The sequence below is a fragment of the Staphylococcus sp. 11007852 genome (assembly GCF_011394325.1).
In the GTDB taxonomy this organism is placed as follows: Bacteria; Bacillota; Bacilli; order Staphylococcales; family Staphylococcaceae; genus Staphylococcus; species Staphylococcus agnetis.
Genome location: NZ_JAANBJ010000007.1, coordinates 36,804 through 55,426, shown reverse-complemented (window position 1 = coordinate 55,426; position 18,623 = coordinate 36,804). Strand labels below are relative to the sequence as shown.

General features: G+C 33.5%; 36 protein-coding genes. 8 read left to right on the top strand and 28 right to left on the bottom strand.

Going from position 1 to position 18,623, the window contains the following annotated elements:
• The 16 genes from G8Y85_RS01580 to G8Y85_RS01505 form a co-directional block, all read right to left on the bottom strand.
• On the bottom strand, positions 1-231 hold the full coding sequence (locus tag G8Y85_RS01580; protein ID WP_246864153.1) for a hypothetical protein: 231 nt from the start codon (positions 229-231) through the stop codon (positions 1-3).
• On the bottom strand, positions 212-1,915 hold the full coding sequence (locus G8Y85_RS01575) for a terminase large subunit (protein ID WP_103345697.1): 1,704 nt from the start codon (positions 1,913-1,915) through the stop codon (positions 212-214). The genes G8Y85_RS01580 and G8Y85_RS01575 overlap by 20 nt, the downstream gene beginning before the upstream one ends.
• Positions 1,915-2,388: a phage terminase small subunit P27 family gene (locus tag G8Y85_RS01570; protein WP_107400321.1), complete on the bottom strand. Its 474-nt coding sequence runs from the start codon at positions 2,386-2,388 to the stop codon at positions 1,915-1,917. Before G8Y85_RS01570 ends, G8Y85_RS01575 begins: the two co-directional genes overlap by 1 nt.
• A 92-nt stretch (positions 2,389-2,480) precedes the next feature.
• Positions 2,481-2,858 carry an HNH endonuclease gene (locus G8Y85_RS01565; protein WP_165805345.1) on the bottom strand — a complete coding sequence of 126 codons (378 nt, stop codon included), beginning with the start codon at positions 2,856-2,858 and terminating at the stop codon, positions 2,481-2,483.
• 4 nt (positions 2,859-2,862) lie between these two features.
• Complete coding sequence (locus G8Y85_RS01560) at positions 2,863-3,225, bottom strand: hypothetical protein (RefSeq protein WP_165805344.1); 363 nt, start codon at positions 3,223-3,225, stop codon at positions 2,863-2,865.
• A gap of 159 nt (positions 3,226-3,384) precedes the next feature.
• Positions 3,385-3,780, bottom strand: a complete 396-nt coding sequence (locus G8Y85_RS01555; RefSeq protein WP_037567941.1) for a hypothetical protein — start codon at positions 3,778-3,780, stop codon at positions 3,385-3,387.
• 17 nt (positions 3,781-3,797) lie between these two features.
• On the bottom strand, positions 3,798-4,016 hold the full coding sequence (locus G8Y85_RS01550; RefSeq protein WP_037567942.1) for a hypothetical protein: 219 nt from the start codon (positions 4,014-4,016) through the stop codon (positions 3,798-3,800).
• A 61-nt stretch (positions 4,017-4,077) separates the two neighbouring features.
• On the bottom strand, positions 4,078-4,500 hold the full coding sequence (locus G8Y85_RS01545) for a hypothetical protein (protein ID WP_037567943.1): 423 nt from the start codon (positions 4,498-4,500) through the stop codon (positions 4,078-4,080).
• Positions 4,501-4,765: 265 nt separating this feature from the next.
• A complete protein-coding gene (locus tag G8Y85_RS01540; RefSeq protein WP_103345702.1) occupies positions 4,766-4,963 on the bottom strand; it encodes a DUF7366 family protein in 198 nt (65 codons plus the stop codon).
• Positions 4,964-5,013: 50 nt separating this feature from the next.
• Positions 5,014-5,313 (bottom strand): MazG-like family protein, encoded by a 300-nt coding sequence (locus G8Y85_RS01535; protein ID WP_107371100.1) that lies wholly within the window; start codon positions 5,311-5,313, stop codon positions 5,014-5,016.
• Positions 5,314-5,562 (bottom strand): hypothetical protein, encoded by a 249-nt coding sequence (locus G8Y85_RS01530; RefSeq protein ID WP_107368734.1) that lies wholly within the window; start codon positions 5,560-5,562, stop codon positions 5,314-5,316.
• A complete protein-coding gene (locus G8Y85_RS01525) occupies positions 5,563-5,922 on the bottom strand; it encodes a thermonuclease family protein (RefSeq protein WP_165805343.1) in 360 nt (119 codons plus the stop codon). It lies immediately after the preceding gene.
• Positions 5,906-6,667, bottom strand: a complete 762-nt coding sequence (locus G8Y85_RS01520; protein WP_165805342.1) for a hypothetical protein — start codon at positions 6,665-6,667, stop codon at positions 5,906-5,908. The genes G8Y85_RS01525 and G8Y85_RS01520 overlap by 17 nt, the downstream gene beginning before the upstream one ends.
• Entirely contained in the window at positions 6,660-7,097 is a 438-nt protein-coding gene (locus G8Y85_RS01515; protein WP_107371099.1) for a RusA family crossover junction endodeoxyribonuclease, read from the bottom strand. Before G8Y85_RS01515 ends, G8Y85_RS01520 begins: the two co-directional genes overlap by 8 nt.
• 163 nt (positions 7,098-7,260) lie before the next feature.
• Positions 7,261-8,046, bottom strand: coding sequence for an ATP-binding protein (locus G8Y85_RS01510; RefSeq protein WP_107371098.1), 786 nt, complete (start codon positions 8,044-8,046; stop codon positions 7,261-7,263).
• Positions 8,047-8,775, bottom strand: coding sequence for a conserved phage C-terminal domain-containing protein (locus G8Y85_RS01505; protein ID WP_107371097.1), 729 nt, complete (start codon positions 8,773-8,775; stop codon positions 8,047-8,049).
• 55 nt (positions 8,776-8,830) lie between these two features.
• On the opposite strand from G8Y85_RS01505, the gene G8Y85_RS01500 reads away from it, so the two are divergent.
• Positions 8,831-9,316, top strand: coding sequence for a hypothetical protein (locus tag G8Y85_RS01500; protein ID WP_165805341.1), 486 nt, complete (start codon positions 8,831-8,833; stop codon positions 9,314-9,316).
• A gap of 15 nt (positions 9,317-9,331) precedes the next feature.
• On the opposite strand, the gene G8Y85_RS01495 is transcribed toward G8Y85_RS01500, so the two are convergent.
• The 9 genes from G8Y85_RS01495 to G8Y85_RS01455 all read right to left on the bottom strand — a co-directional run bounded on the left by G8Y85_RS01495 (position 9,332) and on the right by G8Y85_RS01455 (position 13,105).
• Positions 9,332-10,003 (bottom strand): putative HNHc nuclease, encoded by a 672-nt coding sequence (locus G8Y85_RS01495; RefSeq protein ID WP_165805340.1) that lies wholly within the window; start codon positions 10,001-10,003, stop codon positions 9,332-9,334.
• Between the two features lie 14 nt (positions 10,004-10,017).
• Positions 10,018-10,434: a single-stranded DNA-binding protein gene (locus G8Y85_RS01490; RefSeq protein WP_165805339.1), complete on the bottom strand. Its 417-nt coding sequence runs from the start codon at positions 10,432-10,434 to the stop codon at positions 10,018-10,020.
• Positions 10,427-11,071, bottom strand: coding sequence for an ERF family protein (locus G8Y85_RS01485; protein WP_165805338.1), 645 nt, complete (start codon positions 11,069-11,071; stop codon positions 10,427-10,429). Before G8Y85_RS01485 ends, G8Y85_RS01490 begins: the two co-directional genes overlap by 8 nt.
• The gene (locus G8Y85_RS01480) at positions 11,072-11,557 is read right to left on the bottom strand and encodes a siphovirus Gp157 family protein (protein ID WP_107633292.1); all 486 of its coding nucleotides are present in this window, start codon (positions 11,555-11,557) and stop codon (positions 11,072-11,074) included.
• Positions 11,554-11,820, bottom strand: a complete 267-nt coding sequence (locus G8Y85_RS01475; protein ID WP_107633291.1) for a DUF1108 family protein — start codon at positions 11,818-11,820, stop codon at positions 11,554-11,556. Before G8Y85_RS01475 ends, G8Y85_RS01480 begins: the two co-directional genes overlap by 4 nt.
• Before the next feature lie 231 nt (positions 11,821-12,051).
• Entirely contained in the window at positions 12,052-12,207 is a 156-nt protein-coding gene (locus G8Y85_RS01470; protein WP_165805337.1) for a hypothetical protein, read from the bottom strand.
• 1 nt (position 12,208) lies between these two features.
• A complete protein-coding gene (locus G8Y85_RS01465) occupies positions 12,209-12,535 on the bottom strand; it encodes a DUF771 domain-containing protein (RefSeq protein ID WP_037566193.1) in 327 nt (108 codons plus the stop codon).
• Positions 12,536-12,547: 12 nt separating this feature from the next.
• The gene (locus G8Y85_RS01460) at positions 12,548-12,832 is read right to left on the bottom strand and encodes a hypothetical protein (RefSeq protein WP_107371515.1); all 285 of its coding nucleotides are present in this window, start codon (positions 12,830-12,832) and stop codon (positions 12,548-12,550) included.
• A gap of 12 nt (positions 12,833-12,844) precedes the next feature.
• The gene (locus G8Y85_RS01455) at positions 12,845-13,105 is read right to left on the bottom strand and encodes a hypothetical protein (protein WP_107371516.1); all 261 of its coding nucleotides are present in this window, start codon (positions 13,103-13,105) and stop codon (positions 12,845-12,847) included.
• A gap of 61 nt (positions 13,106-13,166) precedes the next feature.
• On the opposite strand from G8Y85_RS01455, the gene G8Y85_RS01450 reads away from it, so the two are divergent.
• Entirely contained in the window at positions 13,167-13,397 is a 231-nt protein-coding gene (locus G8Y85_RS01450) for a hypothetical protein (RefSeq protein WP_107371517.1), read from the top strand.
• A gap of 126 nt (positions 13,398-13,523) precedes the next feature.
• Here the strand turns inward: G8Y85_RS01450 and G8Y85_RS01445 are convergent, their stop codons facing one another.
• The gene (locus G8Y85_RS01445; protein WP_105985970.1) at positions 13,524-14,294 is read right to left on the bottom strand and encodes a phage antirepressor; all 771 of its coding nucleotides are present in this window, start codon (positions 14,292-14,294) and stop codon (positions 13,524-13,526) included.
• Between the two features lie 123 nt (positions 14,295-14,417).
• On the opposite strand from G8Y85_RS01445, the gene G8Y85_RS01440 reads away from it, so the two are divergent.
• Entirely contained in the window at positions 14,418-14,687 is a 270-nt protein-coding gene (locus G8Y85_RS01440; RefSeq protein ID WP_105985969.1) for a DUF3892 domain-containing protein, read from the top strand.
• A 6-nt stretch (positions 14,688-14,693) separates the two neighbouring features.
• On the opposite strand, the gene G8Y85_RS01435 is transcribed toward G8Y85_RS01440, so the two are convergent.
• Together G8Y85_RS01435 and G8Y85_RS01430 are read right to left on the bottom strand one after the other, a co-directional pair.
• Entirely contained in the window at positions 14,694-14,858 is a 165-nt protein-coding gene (locus G8Y85_RS01435) for a hypothetical protein (RefSeq protein WP_165805336.1), read from the bottom strand.
• Positions 14,859-14,871: 13 nt separating this feature from the next.
• Positions 14,872-15,093 carry a transcriptional regulator gene (locus G8Y85_RS01430; RefSeq protein WP_105965177.1) on the bottom strand — a complete coding sequence of 74 codons (222 nt, stop codon included), beginning with the start codon at positions 15,091-15,093 and terminating at the stop codon, positions 14,872-14,874.
• A 195-nt stretch (positions 15,094-15,288) separates the two neighbouring features.
• Here G8Y85_RS01430 and G8Y85_RS01425 point away from each other — a divergent pair, with 195 nt between their 5' ends.
• The 5 genes from G8Y85_RS01425 to G8Y85_RS01405 all read left to right on the top strand — a co-directional run bounded on the left by G8Y85_RS01425 (position 15,289) and on the right by G8Y85_RS01405 (position 17,747).
• On the top strand, positions 15,289-15,990 hold the full coding sequence (locus tag G8Y85_RS01425; protein ID WP_037566183.1) for a helix-turn-helix domain-containing protein: 702 nt from the start codon (positions 15,289-15,291) through the stop codon (positions 15,988-15,990).
• 20 nt (positions 15,991-16,010) lie between these two features.
• A complete protein-coding gene (locus tag G8Y85_RS01420; protein ID WP_157950627.1) occupies positions 16,011-16,154 on the top strand; it encodes a hypothetical protein in 144 nt (47 codons plus the stop codon).
• Between the two features lie 51 nt (positions 16,155-16,205).
• A complete protein-coding gene (locus tag G8Y85_RS01415) occupies positions 16,206-16,691 on the top strand; it encodes a hypothetical protein (protein WP_105989105.1) in 486 nt (161 codons plus the stop codon).
• A gap of 70 nt (positions 16,692-16,761) precedes the next feature.
• Positions 16,762-16,938, top strand: a complete 177-nt coding sequence (locus G8Y85_RS01410) for a hypothetical protein (RefSeq protein WP_157950565.1) — start codon at positions 16,762-16,764, stop codon at positions 16,936-16,938.
• A 629-nt stretch (positions 16,939-17,567) separates the two neighbouring features.
• Entirely contained in the window at positions 17,568-17,747 is a 180-nt protein-coding gene (locus tag G8Y85_RS01405; protein WP_107365676.1) for a hypothetical protein, read from the top strand.
• Positions 17,748-18,623 lie beyond the last annotated feature (876 nt).

The following is an 18,623-nucleotide window of genomic DNA, read 5'->3' as shown; positions in this document are numbered from 1 at the left end:
TCACCTCCTTTCCCGTGATTCGTTATCAATGATTAACGCAATTATCACAAGAAATGTACCTGTATTAATCAAACCGACTACAACACCAAATCCTAAATATGTTGCAGTGTTTACAATAATTAATCCCAATAAAAAAAGGATGCTAACAATGTTAACAACCAATAGTTTTAACGGTATTAAGATTTTATTTAAATTCATCATCGCACCCCCTTTAAAATCCGAATTCTTCATTTTCATATATTGATGACCAATCTACCTCGAATTCATGCATGCTCGCTTCACTAAAAGCAGTTATGACAGAGATGATAGGGTCAATCTTTTGTCGATTCATCTTCTTGTTAATTTTAACGTTATCTTCGCCGTCATATATTAAAACCGCGTTATTTACGGCAATGGTTAATAGGTTATTACCAAAATGTTTAATCGTCTTTTCAGCAACCCATACTCTAAATTGCTTAATAGGCTGTGAAAGACTTCTGAAACTTTGCCCAACTTCAATTAGAGGCCAATCAATCACCATGGATTCTAGTGTGGTCACAAATGATTGTGCATTCCATGGATCATAACACAACGCTTTTACGTTTAACTGATACTCTTCCACAACGTCGAATATATACTCAATAACACGCTTGTAATCAATCATGCCACTTTCCGATGTGGTCACTTCCGCCTCTCCTGTATTAATTAATTTTTCATAATTAATCTTGTCACGTTTTGACTTCTGTTCGAGCGTGGTCCTTAATCCAATAAACGAATGGCTGTCAATTAACATATCACCATCATCTGTTGGGAATATAAACCCTACAGAAGTTAAGTCGTCAAGTCTTGATAAATCGACACCGATATAAACGTCTTTGCCGTACAAACTATAATCATCACGATTCACTTCGATGGATTCCCATTCATTAATATTGATTAAGCTATCTTCTTTGTTCGCTTGCCAAAGATTAAAGTTTTTAATCAAAATCTTATGAAATGACGTACCTTTTTCTAATTCGTCTTGAATATCCGCTTTAATATTTCTCAGTATTGTGTCTCTATGTTCGTCTGATTCGAGTAATGGCATTGCCTTAATCCACAATGATTCGTCATTCACTTCATCTTCTGAATCCATTTCTGCGCAATAAACAAAGTAATTATCAGCTTTAACTTCACCTGATAATATTTTAGAGATGTATTTGTACTCTTGATACATCTGACTGTTCAAGTTGTCACCTGCAGTAGAAATTAAGAGTGTAAGAGGATTCTTCTGTAACGTCATACCCGTTTTAAATCTTGAATACATTTCATCGTCTGGCATACTTGCTAGCTCGTCCAGTATAGCCACTGTTGGGTCTTTACCATCAACTGCATCTGGATTGTTAGAAAGTGGCTCAAACACGCTCTCTGACGTTATATGGGCAAGGTCTGTCTTACGTACTTCTGTTGATTTACGTATTAAATCACTTTTATTGCGCAACAACTTAATTTGTTGGCTCGCCATCTTAAATATTGTTTTAGCTTGTTTATAAGTTGATGATGATACATATATTTGTCGGTTGTACTTTGGATATTGACCAAATAACAATTCATTAAGTGACATGCCTGATACAACTAACGATTTACCCTGTTTACGTGCCATACTTACATATCCCTTAGTAAAGCGTCTGAATCCACCATCGCGACGCCAACCGTAAATGCTACCAACAATAAACTTTTGGAATAGCATTAATGGCATGGGTTCGTTCGTTTTAGGGTCAGGTAACATCTCGATAAATTTGATGGCCTTATTTGCTTTCTCCACATTCCAATAACAACCTTCAGGTGGGTGTTTTAAATCATTCAAATGACGTTCTGCCACTTTAAAATTCTTCTTACTTACAAGAATCTCACCTTTGACTACTTTTTGAGCATAAATTGTTGTGTAATCTAACATCAATCGTCACTCACAAACTCTTTGAATGGGTCATCATCCTCTTTTTCTTCAGGCACAACAATGCGTAATCGGCTATCAATTGTTAATCCTAGTGTGTTAGCTACTTGTTGCATTCTTGTACCCGATTTCTCTTTAGCAGTAAAAGCAGGATTTACTTTAGATTCTCCATTCGCTCCTTCAATAACAACGCCACCTGTTGCCTCCAAATGCAGACTTGCTCTTACAAAATCACTGTAAAAACTGCAATATTGTGAGAGTTGTGCTTTATCCAAGTTTGATATAGGCAATTCTTGCATGTATGGCAATATTCTTAAGTATTCTTCTTTCGCGATATCATCTAAAAAGTCTGGTGGATGCGAATCTATTTTTGAAAATTTGTTTAATTGCGCTTCTTGGCGTTCTTTTTCAACTATCTCTTCTTTAGTGTAATTCTTCTTCGAATTATGCAGAAGTTTTCGGGGTCTACCTGCCATTTTTAGCACCTCCATCATCATTTTAGTACCTAGTATTAAAATTAAGGGAAATCTTTAAGAAGAAGAGTGCGCCTCGTTCTTCGTCGCCTTCCTCACTGCCCCCGTTCTTTAATGTGGGGGACTTCCTTTTGCTCTCTTTTCGTTTTTTGATTGTGACATTCGTAACACAATGGCTGTAAGTTTTCTTTTTCCAGCCGTTTCGACCAATCAACTTTCGTCGGGATAATATGGTCAACCATTTGTGCTTGTCGTCCACATGATCTACAAATATAATCATTCTCCATCAATACGATTTCACGCATTCTCTGCCACTGTCTAGACTTATAAAATCGTAAGTATTCAGGGTCATTTCGTCTTCTTACATCATTATATTTATCATTTACATATGGTTTATGCTTATCACAGTATGACTGATTGAATGATATAAGTGCATTGCATGTTGGATGATTGCATCGTCTCATTACTGCCATTCAATCACCTTCCTATGTCTTTGATGTCAACCACAACATCTTTAGTTTGGTTTGCAATCAACACTTGATTACCGATGATGTCATGGACAATGTACTTGTCTTTGTTGAAAGTCACTGCATCACCTTTATTAATAACCTTGTGTAAGTCGGGTTGATACGTATTCACATTAAGTCCTGCCACAGTATCTAGCGTTACATTATTAAGCGATGCCATACATGTAATATGTTCTAGTGCATCACCTAGTAACATAGTCACTGTGTCGTTGTCATCGTTATCTACTAACTGACCTACCACAGATACTAATGACAGTAGATGTTTATTGTAGTCTGTTGGTTGCTTTAAGGATTGATACTTATTTAATTCCATTTAGCACCTCAATATAAAAAGACACTGCGGTTAACAGTGTCTAGTGATTATGTTTTGTATTTTATTTGAGAGTATAACCTCTACGGTTATTATAATAAATATAAGTTGATATACATAATACTGTGCAAAATGTGCAAAGTGTGCAATTTGTGTAATCCTTTACTGTTGCTTCATATATATATTAACAATATCATTCAACCTATTATATACATTCCTACGACTCATCATCATTAATACTTCCACACGTGAGAAGCTTTCACCTTGCTTTAGTAGCTGCAAGATGTGATAGTTCTTATCGTTAGTTATAAGATGCTCGTACTTATCTATGAAAGTTACTTTATCGATTAAGTCTTGCGTCTTACGTCTATCCTTATCATTACGTATGACTCGTACCAACACTTTATCTACAGTATCACCTTGGCCTTTCGGCATAGCGGATTCAATCCCATACTGTCCAATAGATGTGCTGTCATATTCATACACTTGATGGTCAATAAGTCGACGCATCCAATGGTAATCCATTATCAATTGTTTAACTTCAGACGGTGTGTACATTCGTTACCTCCATAAAATTATTGATCAAAAGGTGTACGTTCTGCCTTTATAATTTCCAAAGCCTGTTCTTCTGTAAACCCTTCTTTTCTTAAAGTTGTAAGCCTTTCACGTTGATAGGCAGATTTCATCTTAGCTATCTCAATAATAATTGGTAGTTGCGAGTTCAGCTCATATATTTGATTCTTTATGTTAATATCATCTTTCTTTGTACCGTCTAATTTAAATATGTTATCCATATATCAATCCAACTCCTCTAGTTTAGGTATATCTGCTTTGCCTAATTTAATGCGTTACCTCCTACTCATAAATACAAAAGAATTTATCTTTTGGCATTACATCGTAGATATAATCTCCAGTTTCGTGGTTTGAAAGATGCGCATATTCAGGATTTAAATATCTATAAAAAATAGTACCTACAGGAAAGCACCCTTTTCTAGGAATGTCTATTACTTCTTTACCAGATCTATTAACTTTTAATAAAATTCCTTCATAGTGACAACCCACAAATTCACATACTTCTTCAAAATTCTCATATCCATTAAACTCGATATATTCTACTTCTCTTGGTTTCTCCGTAGCTCTTTTAACCATATTATCGCCCTCTTTTTTGAATTTATTTAAAAACTTTTCAATATCCAGTTCACTTGTTTCTATGTGATCAAAATTAGGTTTATCAACCAATCCACCAACGTTTGTGTGTTTTTTCTTTTTGATATTCATGTCCGTCCTCCTACTTCTTTAACTTCTCAATATCTTCTTCGCTAAAAAACCTACGTGCCAACACAATCATTGTGTATTCCAATTCATCTATATAACTTGTTAAATAGTAATTGCGTATTAACAGTCCAATTGACAACAGTGAAAGTATTATGATTAATATGTGCATTACTTACCACCCAACATATCGTTAGTTAATTTCTTTGCACCCTCGTAAATTAGAATCGTTACCAGTGTGTGCAATACCACTCTTAAATATTTCATATGATCACTCCTCACTAGTATCAACAAGACTTGAAAGAATTTTAAAGTGACGTCTCAATTCTTCATCACTTGAATTACGAAGTACCAGACTTTTTTCTCTTACGTATTCAATAAACCCGTTCTCAAAGTCTTCCTTTTCCTCAGGCGACATATTCTTATACTCGCTAATACTTTTTCTATATTTTTCTGGTAATTTAAACACACTATCACTCCTTATTAAGTAACTCCTTGATTCGTTGTAGTACGTCTTTACTACAAGTCGTCGGATTTGATGAATGTTCCATTTCTTGTTTCGCCTGTTCTGTCTTTAATCTCGTCATACGCATATTGTAAACACTCCTCTAATGTCCAGCCGTGCTGTTGTGCCAATATTATTAATGTAACCACTGTGTCGCCTATGCCGTCTTTAAGTTCATCTATACAGTTACGTGACATAGCTTTTGCAATTTCTCCCGATTCCTCCCACACTTTCAGCGCTTGTCTGTCAGGATTTCCATTGTGTAATCCTTTATCAATGCTCCATTGTTCAACTTTTTCGATTAATTGATTCATTTATTTGTCCTCCTTAGTGAGATTAAGCACTCTAATTTCGTATAACACATTTACAATAAAAATTGCCGTGACAAAAGCTAAGCCTTTTACCCCTTCAAATTTAGTAACCGAGATAAACAGCACCATCACAATCAGCATAAAAACCAAACTACAAATCCTACCTACATACTTGTTGTTGAATCGATGATTAAGGAAATATTCCGTTAACACACAAACAACAACAGTAAATATAAGCGTCCATGCAGTCATTTACTCGTCCTCCTCATTCCATTTACTACCTTCCTTAACTAAACCACGTACAGTCAATTCATGACTTAGTCTAAATTCGTTATCGCCATCTTGATACCACACATCAGCTAGATATCTACCGAAAGCATCGGCTTGATACGTCTGCACGTACACGTCCTTACCTAGCACAGTTTGAGTAGTAAATGCTTTAGCCTCGTTGTAATTAACTTGCCCACGTTCTGGCGCATCCACCCCCAGCAATCTAACCTTACGTACCGTATGCGTATGGAAACCTAGATCAATGCGCATCTCTAAAGTATCCCCATCAATCACACGTAATACACGCGCTTTGAAAATATATAGTTTATTGTTTAAGGTCATTTACGTTCGCCCTTTCTAAATCGTGTAATAGATTGTGGAATTCTTGTGTGCCATCGTATTTGTCCATCTCTATTAATTCTGCACGTTTTAAATTACACTTTCTTATCAATTCTTTTTTGCCACTCAGATTAGCGTTTGCATACATCGATACAAAAAGTTTCATCTGCCTTCCTTTCCAATCCTGCCATATGTGTTTATAATCAATCTTTACCATTCTTAATCCTCCTACATTTTGAGGTGTCCCATTGAATAAGTGTGGCTTTTCTTCTCTCAATTTTTCATCTTTAAACTTGCTTATTCTGTTTTGGCGCACCAAGTCTTGAAATTTATCTTCACTATTCGCAATAGCTTCATACATTAATTCTTCTGCCGATAATCTAGGTGGTGTTGTTAAAGTCTTTTCTAAACTCCACCCCAAGCCAAACCTTCTTTTTATTGAATGAAGATTTATCCCCTTGTCCATAGCTTCTTTGACTCTTGTATAAGGCACCCGTATTTGTTCGTCACTATTATCTTTTTTGAGTAGTAATACAATTCTATGCTCATGATCAGGCACAAATGTTTTTTGTAGTTGAGTTGCCTCATCTAAAGTCCAATTATGATTCAATCTATGTGCTACAGTTTTGAAAGTCATATTATTAAACTTTATATCTTCTACGTTTTTATCGTTTAATACAAACACACCTTGAGCCGTGTTTAATGTGCGCTTCTCTATTAAAAGTTGCTCTCTTGTTTTTTTAGCCATTGTCTTTCTCCTCTAGTTCATTAATTACTAATACTGTTCGTGCAGTATCTGAATATTTTTTGAATGTTCTGATTTCTACAATTTGATTATCATCTTTCCACAATTTTTCATTGCCTGCGTCTAACACTGTTTTTAATAAATTATCTAAGTCAGGTTTAGTCCTCTTGTAACTTCCTATCATCGTAGAAAGTAACTTCTTCGACCAACTTTTAAGTGGTGGAAAGTAGAATTCAATAGTTAGCTTTAACTGATTCTCACTTTGAAGATTCGGCATTTGTTCTGCTATAAAATTTTTATGATGCGAATATGTTGTTGGCATGTAAGTTTGTACAAAGCCTCCAGCTCTTCTAAATCGAGGTCTAGGCGACCCCATTGGTTTATCTAAATTATTTTTATCTGTGTAAAATATTTCTATTCGAGTTTCTTTCATTAATCCACCTCATATAACGTCATAGCCTTACGTCTCTTGCGTTCTGAATACTTTTGTATAAATAGGTCATACAAGTATTCTTCATCGCCTTGTGCGCTTTCTATGAGCTTATTTGCGTATACTTCTGAACAATGGAGGTGGCTAATGATGTATTGTTTATCTATCAAAAGTTAATACCTCTCATTCTGTAATCTTCGCCATTCATGTTTATAGGTGTTGTATTCTTCATCATGCGACTAAATATCTTGGCTAGATCCTTATTTTGTATTAATTCTTTACTACTGTTATTTGTCGTTATAATGTTGTGTTTGCCTGTACGTGATTCCATCACTTCAAACATCTTTTGAATTCCAAAATTACTTAATGCTGTTCCGTAATCATCTAGTACAAGCAAATCTACATCTGCAATAATTTGGTCTAAATCTCTTTCGGTTAGGGCTGTATTTTTGTTATACGTGCTTTTATACGTTGTAATAAGTTGAGGTACGTTCATGTACAATACTGAATGACCTTTTTCTCTTACTCTTTTGATAGTTGCCATCGATAAATGACTCTTACCAGTGCCGTAACTACCATATAAAAGAATTGATTGTTTATTATCTAACCTAAAGTTATTAGCGTATCGTTCTAACAGCGCTTTTGCTTTTTCTAATGTCGGACTTGTCGGTACATAATTATCAAATGTTGCGTCTGCTAGATCATCGTTAATAATTGATTTGTTGAATATAGCGTTCGCTTTATTACGTTGTTGCTTCTTTTTAAAGTCCTCTGTCTTTTGTTTAGCAAGTGCTATCATGTTACAATCACAACCATCTTTAATGACTTGACCATTATCAAATTCATAATAGTCATAATCCCTACCGCATTTATCACAATGTAGTCCCATTTCTTGTTTTATGACTTTATTCTTGAAACCTGCTTTGTTAGCTAACTTTTCAAAGGGATTCATTTAAAACACTCCCTCATACTGCTTTCGCCAGTCCTCATCTACTGCATTAGATTGTTGTTGGTTGAGGTAACCCTCAAACTTAGTGCCAAATAACGTTTCAGGACGTAAGTACTTCTCCATCTCCGTACCTTTCCATTCGGATACCTTGTTATCGATTACTTTTTTAAAGTCATCTAGGTTAAATCCTTCATCCGATCTAGCACGTATAACTGTTTGGTTCTTTTTTGTTGTAGATTTATACTGCTTTCCAGTTCGTTCGTTAAGATAATCTATAACATCTCGATAAGGATATGATGTCGGGTCTCCCGACAATATATCTATTCTATTTATATTATTAATACTTGTATTATTATTACTTGTATTATTCTCCTGGAAGTTTGCTTCTATAGGGGGTGGGAAATTTCTTTCTATACCCCTATGGAAATCTTTTTCTATAGGTATAGAAGTCTGCGTCATGGGGTACATTTTTCTTTGCTTAACTTCATTACCTTTATATTCAAACTCTATCTTTAAATAACCGTTGTCTTTAAGGTTGTTTATTCTTGATGATATTGTACGTTTCGTAACTTCATACAATTTTGCAAAGTAACCGTTACTCGCTGTGCAGTAACCGTATTTATTGCTTAATGATGTGATTTCAGCGAATAATAACTTCTCACTGTCTGTAAGGCGGTTATCGTATCTAACGTTAGCTGTAATGATTGAGTAGTAACTTGGTTGATCAGTCATTTACATTCTCCTTTCTGGTATAATATTTATTGATAAATTTAATGGAGGATATATCATGATTTGGATATCAATAATTGCTTTAGTAATTTCTATAATTTCTATTTCTTTGACAATTAGAAAGTATTGGGTAGACTATAAAGAAAACCTTTTAAATATAGATGTTTCGTTTAAAAACTTATACTTTGAATATCCGCGAATCGTTTTAGAATTGGATATCATCAATAAAACTAAAAATCCTGTGTCAGTAACCAAAATAGAGCTACATGATGCTAACTCCGACATCCATTTAGAAGCAGTTTTCAATAAAACACTTATAGCTAAAACGAAAAATATTAGAAACAATAGCACCGCATTACCTATCTATTTGGAAAGTTACAATTCTAAAAAAGGGTTCTTTCTCTTTAAACTACATTCAAAAATATCTAAAGAATTTTATTTGCGCCTGTACACAAATAAAGGTATATTTACAACCAATAAATTAATGAAACAAGGGCCATTATTGCCGCTAAAAGCTCTAGAAGAATTAACGATAGATACATAATGTGATCACGCTTTTTCATATTTTTTCTCCTTTCAACATTTTATTAAGTCGCTCATCCACATCGACCCAACTGTCATGCAAATGGTACTTGTCGTTAAAACTGTCCATACCTATTTGATGCTGCTCTGTGTGATGTTCACGGCATAAAGCCAATACTTGATTGCCATAGTGATTTATCTTAGTTCTGTCACGCCCACGTCCTACCGCTTTATAATGTGCCAAATCTGAATGAGGTTTCCCGCAGATAACACAGTTCCGATTGACCGTTGACCAGTAGAGTTTTGATTTATCCCCTTTTAATAATTCACTTGTTTTGTAGCTGAGGGGTATTCCGTTCTCAAACACCCAATCCAATGTGATGTCGATGATTTGTGAAGCTTGTGTTCGAGTGCAATTACTAAGCGATATCGGATTGTCATATCCGTGATATGTTCTCGCACACTCAATGAACATATGCCTCATATAGTCCATAGGTTGGCCCGTATGCTCTTCTATATCTTTGACTAAGGCGAATATCTTACGACGTTGTTTACCAGTGATTTGGAACGGATCTAAGACGTTAACATCAACTTCTACATCGAATCCGTTATCGAGTAGTAGCGTTTCCTTATCACCTAATTCAACACCCGAGATAACAACAGTTGTTGTGCCGTCATCTTGAGTGATGTAATTTGTAATTAAAGGCATATAACCACGTCCAATCAGAACGGCAGGTCTGAAAACTCGTCATCACTATTTTCAAAAGGATTATCCTGCGCTTGTCCTTGTTGTTTAGGTTGATTGTTTGATTGACCATTATTTTTAGGTTCTAAAAATTGCACACTGTCGCACACAACTTCCGTGACATATACACGTTGACCTTCTTTATTTTCGTAACTGCGTGATTGCATCCGTCCATCAACGCCTGCTAAACTTCCTTTACTTAAATAGTTTTTGACGTTTTCTGCTTGCTTGCGGAATACAACGCAATTAATAAAATCAGCTTGTTGTTCTCCATCTTTACTTTTGAAATTGCGATTTACCGCAAGTGTGAATGTTGATACGTCTATGCCTGATGGCGTCGTTCTGAATTCAGGGTCTTTTGTTAATCGTCCTACTAATACGGCTCTGTTAAGCATTATTATTTCCTCCAGTAATATTTTTTGCATTGTTTCGTATTTTATTAAGAGCTTCTGCTGCTTGTTTTTCTGTTAACTTATAGTTGTTTATGTTGAATTTTTGTTCTACTACATTTTGTGGTGCTTCTTTATCGGTACCTTTAATCAAGTTTGTAAATGCTATAACTTCTTTTTTTAAAGTTCCTATCGTTTCACTACTAGCCCATTGGGTTCTATTCTGTTGCTTAGGGTTGTTATTCTTTCCACTTGCTGCATTACCGTCATCGTCTTGATCACTTGTAATTCCGAATATTGCTGATAATGAGTAACGTTTGAGGTAACTAATTAACGAACCAGCACCTTGTGGCGTGTTCTTCTCTGCATTCATAAAAACGGGGTCGTATTCAATATATTCGCCGCTTTCATGCATGAGCATTGTAGCCACTCCTACACGCCCTTCACCGTCATTTAATGCCCACTGAGTGTAAGACAACCCGTGAGGTGTTGCAGCCTCGTCAATGGCTTCTACAACGTTCTCAAGAGGTACATATTTCGACTTGAAGAAAGGATTGTTTTTATCTTTGAGTGGTTGTTTGACTTCTTTACGGAAAGCCACCATAGCTTTGTTGATTTCGACAACAGATTCTGATTTATTCATCTATCTCACCCCTAAACTTTCATTTTCGATAAGTGAAGCACCCGACACTTCGATACCTGACTTTAGGTCTTTTTTGATTTGTGTCTTATCTATTTTAGGAAGTTGAGGCGTTTTATATTTATCAGGTATTACATTCTCGTCTTCAATTTGTGTAGTTTCTGATTTTCTTATAAAGTAGGTAAATTCTTCAGTTTTAAATTTTGTTTCGCCTTTATACTTCATTGAGTCCAGCATGTAATTTTGTAGTGATTTTATTTTACTTTCATAGGATTTTCTTCGTTTATTTAGTGATGTTTCACGCTCTTTCAATGTATTAACATCACCTTTTAATGACAGAATCATTTTTTGCATAAAATCGTATTTACGTTTTTGTTCTTCTCGAATTGAGTCCAAAGTGTCTTTTACGTCCTCAAAACTCAACTCTTCATTTTCAAGCATTTCAAGAATCTCAAGTTCGCTTTCGTTTAGATCGAATAAGTTACTCATCGAAACCCTCCTAACAGTCGATTCATAATGTGGTCATATTCATCTACGTTTTGTTCAATCCATGTACGCGCATCTTGCGTTAAAAGGTCAGTAGCACTGTCCATACCAGATACGTCATTTATTGTGATTTCACTTATTGTATTGTCATCACGATCTTGAATCGTTACATCGACGCCGAATTCTGTTTTGGCTACGTACATGTAAAATTTGAAACCATCTATCGTGATTGTTTTCGAAAATTCTTGTCCGATTTCGTAATACATTTGCGTTTACCTCCTTATTTGATATAATGAGGTCGGATATTAAAGTGTTTATGACCGACCCCGACTGTTTGCTAGTTGCCGCTAGCATTCAGTCTTTTTTTGTGTAATCTCATCCAAAAAAACACACATTGTATATTGTTAATGTTTGGAATCTTGATATAATGTAATTAGATATTTCGCACAATATCAATCCCAGACTGTTTGTTGGTTTCCCCTACATTCAGTCTTTTTTTATGCACTAATTACATACTTCGAGGCATAGTAACTAGTAATCATTGTGAGTATTGCTACGAATATTGTAGTAGTGAAGTACGCCTCAAACGCGAAAGGAGTTGTAATGACAAAAGTCGTGACTAGCGCAATAATTAATGACATTAATTTATCCATTCTATGTTTCTACTCCTTTTGCTTTGATAATTTCGGCAAAGTTTTCGTCAATATATCTACTCATTTTTCTAGCGTTGAATCTCCATCGATTAAATGACTCGTCAGGATAGTGTGCAATTCCAAGTCGCTTGAGTTCTTGTTCAAATTTAGGATTAAATAAAAATTTCTCTTTGATAGTGTCATCAGCCGACATTTTTAATTTCTTTTTTAGGTCTTTTAGATCCCACACTGGGTCATTTGCTAAATCCTCTAATTCTCTAAACTTTTCACTTTCAATGAGTACAAATCCTTCAGGAATTGATGCAGTTATTTGTATTGTTTGAACCATAAGGGCACCTCCCTAATCTTTAAAAGGACTTTTAAATCCTAGCTTTTCACATCTGCCTGGACGACGTATTGGCCCTTTAACATAATGCTCGATTTCGACGTCATAGCCATTTGAATACATATGATCTTTTGCAGTCTCCCAAGAGAAAATAACATTCTTCTTGTACTTGAGCTTTTTACCTTTATAAATGACTTCGGGTACGCTATTGACATCTTTGACTTTTATTGTTAGTAAGTTTCTGCGTGTTAGCGTTTTAATTACTTCCAAATACTTTTTAATTTTCAGTTTGTCCAACATTATTTGGCCCCCTTAATTTAAAATTTGCAATACCACTGCTACTATCGACACTATCGTTGCTAGTATCGATAACAGTATTGGTAATATCGATTGTGTTTTAAACTCTTCTTTCGGTCGGTTATTCTCGTTCAAACACTTTATTAAATAGCCGACTGAACGATTGTAATCTGCACTCCCTCTTCTTAAAGCGAGTAATAATAGTTTGGCTTTTGTTAAATGATGATTTTTGTCATTTAATATCGACATTAATTCCTTTTTATGCTCTTCGTTCAATCTCGCATTCTCCTTTCTGTTATAATTTATTTAACTCCTTATAAGAAAGAAGGTGTTAATAATGTCTGAAATGTATAAAATTGTTTCTGAATCAGTTGAAGAAATTCAAAACGATATGCTGACTCCAGAAAAAATACAAGAACAAGTTAATGATGCTTATGATGTAAATGGTGAATTAGATTTCAACAAGTTGTTTACTGTCATAATGAGAATTTCAACTGCAGCATCTAATAATGTTCTTTTAACTACGTTAGAGAAATTACAAAATGAAGGTTACTTATCTAAAGATTAAGGTTGATATTTAATCCTAATTTAAATTCTTCACCCTCACTCTGCTCACTGCCATGAGTAGTTTGAGGTTTTTTGTTCTCCTCTTGCATTGTTTGCCCCTCCTTAATTTGGTTGTTCGATTGTGGGGTTAAATTTCGACTACTTCTGCTTCATAGCCGAAGTCTGTTAGTATTTCATGAATTTTCAATCTACCTTTTTGTGTCCACTTAGTTTGTGGTTGTGTGTCTGGTGTACCATCAGAACGCACGATATTAATTGTTTCGGATTTTGTGTAACCTTTGTTCATGTGATCTGTGTATAAAATCCATTGCTTACCTACTCGACGTTGGATACGCGCTTTATGAAGTAACTTGTTTAATTTTTGTGCAGATAACCCGTAGTCAGCAGCTATTTGAGTTATTGTCATAGTTCCTGGAGATTTTAGAATTTCGTCTACATAATCTGCTTTAGGTTTTAACTCTCCGATTTCTTGCTGTAAAAGTAAGTTTTGTTCTTTTTCTTTCTTATACTCAGTCAATACTGTAATAATGTAATCAGGGTTTTGAATCGTTTGTTCAATCACATTGTCAGTTGCGTAAATACCATGTTTGCGAATGGCTGGTAGAACTTCTGATGTTACCCAACGTTTGAATCGCTTTGCTGATTCTAATTTCGATGAAAAGATTAAGCTGTATAATCCTGATTCGTTGATAATTGTCATTTTTTGGGTGCCGCCAAGGGGGCCTCGAATTGGGGCGTCCTTTTTATCTTCAAAATCAACATGTTTAGCAATAGCATTTCGAGCTTTTGAATAACCCAAAATCTCAGCCACATCTTTACCTACAAAATATGGCTCGTCCTCTACTGTTAATGTCCTTACTGGTAATTCTTCGAAATTAAAAATTTGTAATTCTTGCATATTGTTTATGCTCCTTTCTCTAAAACTTGTATACATGTATATTTTTAATGAATTGAGTTCTACAAAATATAATGTGTTATAATTTTACTGATGCTATTGCGTCAGATTGGTGGTGATTAATATATGGCTTATGAAATCAAAAGAATTAGGCTAACTAGTAATGCAAATAATGGAACTGAAAAAATCAGCGAAGTATTATTGCATAATGGTCACTCTGAAACTGTTTCTCAAGTTGTAAGATATTTAGATAGTGGAATGGAATATTTCTATACAACTTCTTACAGTTCTAGAGCAAATGTTGAGTCTGTTCATCCTTTAGGACGTTCTCCCTACATTCGCACAGTTGGAAATGGAACAGAAGCAGATAATCTGCTGAGCTTGCCTAGATTTTAGTTTTTTTCAGTCCTTATGCTTATTCGGCGTAGGGACTTTATATTTAAATTTTGTAGTAATGATTGTTTCATCACCCGACTCTTCATTTACTTGAGCCCATTCAATTGGCTCTATATCATTGTTTTGTGCCTTTTCTAATAATTCTTGTAATTTTTCGTAGAAATCTTTCATCATTAGTCCTCCTTTATGTTGGTTGTTTTTGTTTTTCTTCGCCTCTTGAAAACAGATATTCAATTTCATACTCTGGAAAGAAAGTATTTTTAATAAGTAACGCTTCTCCGAATTTGAAATCTGAAATACCGTTAATCTTATCTGATACTGTTTGATATCGAACTTCCAATAAATCTGCGATATCCACCAGAGATACTTTATTCTGTTTTCTGACCTTTTCTAAATTGGTCAACATAGTACCTCCTCCAATTATACGAATTTTCGTATTTCATATTTTAAAAATTAGCACTGCTGAAGTGCTTAAGTACACTATATACGAATTTTCGTATTTAGTCAATACTAATTTTCGTATTTTTTTATTTTCTTTACCTTGATATACGATTTTTCGCATGTTATTATATAAGTATATTTTAGAAATGAGGTAACCAAAATGGATAAAGAAAAGCATTTAAAACATTTGATGGAAATGAAATCTGGTTCAGTAAAAGCTTTTTCAGAAGATATAGGGTTAGCTTATACAACAGTTCGTTCTATTTTGGAACGAGGTGTATTCAACGCCAAAGTAGAAAATATTATAAAAATTTGTAAAGGTTTAAATATCAAACCCGAAAATGTAATGGATTTAGACGATTCGGTAATCACTGAATCAATTACAACACTAATAAAACTCACTCCCCCTCGCCAACAAAACGTCCTCAACTATGCTCACGATCAACTAGAAGAACAGAATTCCAAAGGCGATAATGTTGTCGATATTAATTCTTATAAACAAGATAAAATTGAAGTTAATGTTAACGGTTGCGTCTCTGCAGGTGTGGGAGAACGTCTGCATGAAGAAACGTTATTTACTGAAATGGTTAAGGCTCCAGTACCTCCACATGATTTAGCATTGAAAGTTAACGGTGACTCTATGGAACCTATGTTTAAAGATGGCGAAATTATATTTGTGGAGAAAACGCATAATATAAAGAATGGTCAAATAGGAATATTTATCATTGAAGAAGAGGCGTATTTAAAGAAGGTGATTGTAGAAGATGACAGATTAACTTTAATCTCATTAAATAAAAATTACAAAGACCTTCATTTTTATGAGAATCAAAGCGTTAAATTAGTCGGCAAAGTGATTTTATAAAAAATAGGATGGATTAAATCTTGCTTAATCCAGAAGAGAAGCTAATTCAAAAGATTAAAGAATTGCGTCAAGAATTTGAAAATAATCCACTCATGACTCCTTTAATATTAGAATATTTAGTGAAAAAATACGTTGAAGAAGAGTATAGGAATGAACAAATCTAATTTACTCTGAATACTTAAAATAAAATTTTAAAAAAATAGGTGATTCAAAGAATGAAAATTATTATTACTTTAATTATAGCATGTGTTTTAATTTTTACTGCTTGCAGTAAAAATGAAGAGAAAAATCAAAATAATTCTTCTAATGAAAGCAAAAAACAACTGGAATCTGACTATAAAGTCCGGGGATCAAGTAACAACATTGTTTATAATAAATTAAATGATAAAAACATTAAAAGAAAAGGGTCTATCGCCTATCCAAGTAATGATAATACAACTACGTATTTTTTAAATAATGATGATGAGATCATCCATGTGAAACGAAGTTTTAATCATTACCCTCTTGATTTTAAAAATGACAAATCTATTATAGATCAACAAGTCCACGACTATATGGAGAAAGATGCAACATTAAAGAAGATTGATAAATCTAATATAAGAACATACTATTCTACTAAATCAAACAAAAATTACTATGCATCTTTTGATTTAAATACAGATGGAAAAGTAACAGGAATACTTATTTCGAGCCAAAAATAAAAGATAGTAGCCTTCATATTTAAATCACTATATCTAGATAAAGTTTAGAACAACAAGGGGGATCTAATACATGAACTTAAAAGAAATAACTGATAACACAGGATGGAGTTTAATTGAAATTTTAAAAAGGATTAATAGTCTTCCATACGTTACAGAAGAAATCACTATTAAAAGTTTAGAAGACATGACTAAAGAAGAATTCAAAAAGTTTCTTTTAGGTAGAACGTGGGAGGATATTAATGATTGATAAAAATAACAATGGCTTTTACACTCTTTTAACTATTCTCCTATCAATAATTACCTTATTAGGAATATTAGCATTTATATTAATGTGAATTATAATGATAGAAAAACTGGAGGAATAAAATTTGAAAAAAATTAAGTATAAAATCGACGAAACGTTTCTTTTTATAGCTATAATGACTTTACCTTTAGTTATTATAATGCCTATCTTCCTCTCTATACCTTTAGTATTATTGGTATTTGGTATTAAAAAAGTGTAAGTTGATTCAAAAAACCGCTCCTCATGGGAAAAGGAGCGGCAAACAAATACAAATATTCATGATAGCTCACTATTCATCAGTGAACTGATTGCATTATAACAATTTAATTTTTATTCTTCAAGAAAAAACCGCTCCAATGTGACAGGGAGCGGCCAAAATGAAAATAACTGTTAGGTTCTTCGCTAATTAGGAGAACCAATTATATTTTATCAATATTATTTATATATTACAAGTGAGATGTATAAGTTGTATAAACGTATTGATAACCATATGGGAGAAGATTTATCATTTGTGATTTTAACACTAGCTTTACTTGTACTACCTTTGTTACTTATCTTAATTTAACTTATTATCTTAAGGGAGTTTGATTAAAATGAATATAAAAGATATTACTGAAGAAACAGGTTGGGACTTAGTAGAAATTTTAAAAAGAGTTAATAGCTTCCCCCGCGTTACTGAAACAATTACAGAAGAAGAATTGAAAAACATGACAAAAGAAGAATTTTCTAATCTACTCTCTGGAAATAATAAAAAGATTGGTATTGAAGAATAACTTAGAGGTTAAGGGGATTAAAAAACGCCTACTTTAGTAGACGTTGTAAGGTGGTGATATTATGCCAGAAAATAAATCTAATAAAGGCGAGTTCAGGAATGATGAATCAGGTAGCGATCTAAAGTTGACCCAGGAACAACTTCAGAAAATAATTGAAGAATCTAAGAAGAAGTAGTAGTGTATATCTTCTTATCAATATATAAATACTCTAATTTAACTTGGTTTTCGAAGTCTATATATGAGTCTTCGTATTCAGATATTTGTTTAAAGTGATGGTAATTATCATTAAATCTAGTATCAAGTAATATGTTTCGATTATGCTTTCTTGAATAATTATCGAGGAACCCTTTTTCAATGATGTTTCCATTAAAATCTTTTACAGTTATGAACATCTTATATCTATTATCTTCGTATTTTAATAAATGAACGGGTAAAGTTTCCGTTCTATTTAAACCTATATTTTCGCGGTTGTGATTATTAAACAGATTGTAAAACTTCATGGCATTTGTATACACAAATTCTGTTAAAACAATAGTTAATAATATGCTGACTATCAGTGATAATAATAATTTTGTAAAAGTTAAATTTTGAAATAATTCATTCACATTATTAATACCTGAAAACAAACTGAGAATTAATAAAAATAAAAAAATGGAAACAATTGAAAAAAAGCTAAGAATAACTCTTTTGTTATCACTATTGAAATACACTAAGTTTTTGTTTGATAGAGAAAAGTAAGTATAAAAACCAGGTATTCCTGTCGTAATTAATAATAGTAAAATTTGCAAAATATCACCTACTTTTTTCTTTAATTATAACATGTATTTATCAATGTGTTTAATTTTAATAGCATTAAACTATATATTGGGTACTCCC

Coding starts and splice junctions, on each gene's coding strand:
- G8Y85_RS01580 (WP_246864153.1), bottom strand. CDS start 231: ATGAAGAATTCGGATTTTAAAGGGGGTGCGATGATGAATTTAAATAAA.
- G8Y85_RS01575 (WP_103345697.1), bottom strand. CDS start 1,915: ATGTTAGATTACACAACAATTTATGCTCAAAAAGTAGTCAAAGGTGAG.
- G8Y85_RS01570 (WP_107400321.1), bottom strand. CDS start 2,388: ATGGCAGGTAGACCCCGAAAACTTCTGCATAATTCGAAGAAGAATTAC.
- G8Y85_RS01565 (WP_165805345.1), bottom strand. CDS start 2,858: ATGGCAGTAATGAGACGATGCAATCATCCAACATGCAATGCACTTATA.
- G8Y85_RS01560 (WP_165805344.1), bottom strand. CDS start 3,225: ATGGAATTAAATAAGTATCAATCCTTAAAGCAACCAACAGACTACAAT.
- G8Y85_RS01555 (WP_037567941.1), bottom strand. CDS start 3,780: ATGTACACACCGTCTGAAGTTAAACAATTGATAATGGATTACCATTGG.
- G8Y85_RS01550 (WP_037567942.1), bottom strand. CDS start 4,016: ATGGATAACATATTTAAATTAGACGGTACAAAGAAAGATGATATTAAC.
- G8Y85_RS01545 (WP_037567943.1), bottom strand. CDS start 4,500: ATGAATATCAAAAAGAAAAAACACACAAACGTTGGTGGATTGGTTGAT.
- G8Y85_RS01535 (WP_107371100.1), bottom strand. CDS start 5,313: ATGAATCAATTAATCGAAAAAGTTGAACAATGGAGCATTGATAAAGGA.
- G8Y85_RS01530 (WP_107368734.1), bottom strand. CDS start 5,562: ATGACTGCATGGACGCTTATATTTACTGTTGTTGTTTGTGTGTTAACG.
- G8Y85_RS01525 (WP_165805343.1), bottom strand. CDS start 5,922: ATGACCTTAAACAATAAACTATATATTTTCAAAGCGCGTGTATTACGT.
- G8Y85_RS01520 (WP_165805342.1), bottom strand. CDS start 6,667: ATGGCTAAAAAAACAAGAGAGCAACTTTTAATAGAGAAGCGCACATTA.
- G8Y85_RS01515 (WP_107371099.1), bottom strand. CDS start 7,097: ATGAAAGAAACTCGAATAGAAATATTTTACACAGATAAAAATAATTTA.
- G8Y85_RS01510 (WP_107371098.1), bottom strand. CDS start 8,046: ATGAATCCCTTTGAAAAGTTAGCTAACAAAGCAGGTTTCAAGAATAAA.
- G8Y85_RS01505 (WP_107371097.1), bottom strand. CDS start 8,775: ATGACTGATCAACCAAGTTACTACTCAATCATTACAGCTAACGTTAGA.
- G8Y85_RS01500 (WP_165805341.1), top strand. CDS start 8,831: ATGATTTGGATATCAATAATTGCTTTAGTAATTTCTATAATTTCTATT.
- G8Y85_RS01495 (WP_165805340.1), bottom strand. CDS start 10,003: ATGCCTTTAATTACAAATTACATCACTCAAGATGACGGCACAACAACT.
- G8Y85_RS01490 (WP_165805339.1), bottom strand. CDS start 10,434: ATGCTTAACAGAGCCGTATTAGTAGGACGATTAACAAAAGACCCTGAA.
- G8Y85_RS01485 (WP_165805338.1), bottom strand. CDS start 11,071: ATGAATAAATCAGAATCTGTTGTCGAAATCAACAAAGCTATGGTGGCT.
- G8Y85_RS01480 (WP_107633292.1), bottom strand. CDS start 11,557: ATGAGTAACTTATTCGATCTAAACGAAAGCGAACTTGAGATTCTTGAA.
- G8Y85_RS01475 (WP_107633291.1), bottom strand. CDS start 11,820: ATGTATTACGAAATCGGACAAGAATTTTCGAAAACAATCACGATAGAT.
- G8Y85_RS01470 (WP_165805337.1), bottom strand. CDS start 12,207: ATGGATAAATTAATGTCATTAATTATTGCGCTAGTCACGACTTTTGTC.
- G8Y85_RS01465 (WP_037566193.1), bottom strand. CDS start 12,535: ATGGTTCAAACAATACAAATAACTGCATCAATTCCTGAAGGATTTGTA.
- G8Y85_RS01460 (WP_107371515.1), bottom strand. CDS start 12,832: ATGTTGGACAAACTGAAAATTAAAAAGTATTTGGAAGTAATTAAAACG.
- G8Y85_RS01450 (WP_107371517.1), top strand. CDS start 13,167: ATGTCTGAAATGTATAAAATTGTTTCTGAATCAGTTGAAGAAATTCAA.
- G8Y85_RS01445 (WP_105985970.1), bottom strand. CDS start 14,294: ATGCAAGAATTACAAATTTTTAATTTCGAAGAATTACCAGTAAGGACA.
- G8Y85_RS01440 (WP_105985969.1), top strand. CDS start 14,418: ATGGCTTATGAAATCAAAAGAATTAGGCTAACTAGTAATGCAAATAAT.
- G8Y85_RS01435 (WP_165805336.1), bottom strand. CDS start 14,858: ATGAAAGATTTCTACGAAAAATTACAAGAATTATTAGAAAAGGCACAA.
- G8Y85_RS01430 (WP_105965177.1), bottom strand. CDS start 15,093: ATGTTGACCAATTTAGAAAAGGTCAGAAAACAGAATAAAGTATCTCTG.
- G8Y85_RS01425 (WP_037566183.1), top strand. CDS start 15,289: ATGGATAAAGAAAAGCATTTAAAACATTTGATGGAAATGAAATCTGGT.
- G8Y85_RS01415 (WP_105989105.1), top strand. CDS start 16,206: ATGAAAATTATTATTACTTTAATTATAGCATGTGTTTTAATTTTTACT.
- G8Y85_RS01410 (WP_157950565.1), top strand. CDS start 16,762: ATGAACTTAAAAGAAATAACTGATAACACAGGATGGAGTTTAATTGAA.
- G8Y85_RS01405 (WP_107365676.1), top strand. CDS start 17,568: ATGAATATAAAAGATATTACTGAAGAAACAGGTTGGGACTTAGTAGAA.